A 631-nucleotide genomic window follows, 5' to 3' on the forward strand; every position below is an offset into this window, starting at 1 on the left:
ACTGTTACCAAACTTAAATCCCTACGGGATATTTTAAAAATATGAATGATGGATAATAAATGTAGGGGCGAAAAATTTTTCGCCCGATAAGAAGAATATTACCCGTAAAGCGGGTAATATAGCGGATTACAAATCCGCAGATAACAGCTTTCGGATTATAAATCCGAAAGGACAATAGAAAACAAAAGAATAAGGAACGCGAATGAATAGTAATATAACAATCAGTAGTAGCTCAATTCCTACCTCTCACTGGCGCAAGTTTAGCGTAGCGCAACTTGTGCCGAAAATAAGCGCAGTTTAAAACTGCAAAAAAACATAGTCACAAGTCACAGACTTGCGACAAATAAAGAAAGAATGAGGAAAAAGGTGAAAGGGAAAAGTATAAAGTTACCTACTCCCTACTTCTTATCTCCAACCTACTTCCCCTCGTTTGTAACGAGGGGTTAAATGGGGATTACGTTTTAAACGTAAAACAACAATCCTCTCGCTGCAAACGAGAGGGAGAGAATAAAGCAAACATAATTTACCCGTAAAGCGGACTCGAAGCCGCTATACGGGACGGGAATAAAACCAAAATGGCGCAAGTTTAGCGTAGTGTAACTTGTGCCGAAAACAAATGCAGTTTAAAACT

The organism is Paludibacter sp. 221 (assembly GCF_010501035.1).
Taxonomy (GTDB): Bacteria; Bacteroidota; Bacteroidia; order Bacteroidales; family Paludibacteraceae; genus QVMH01.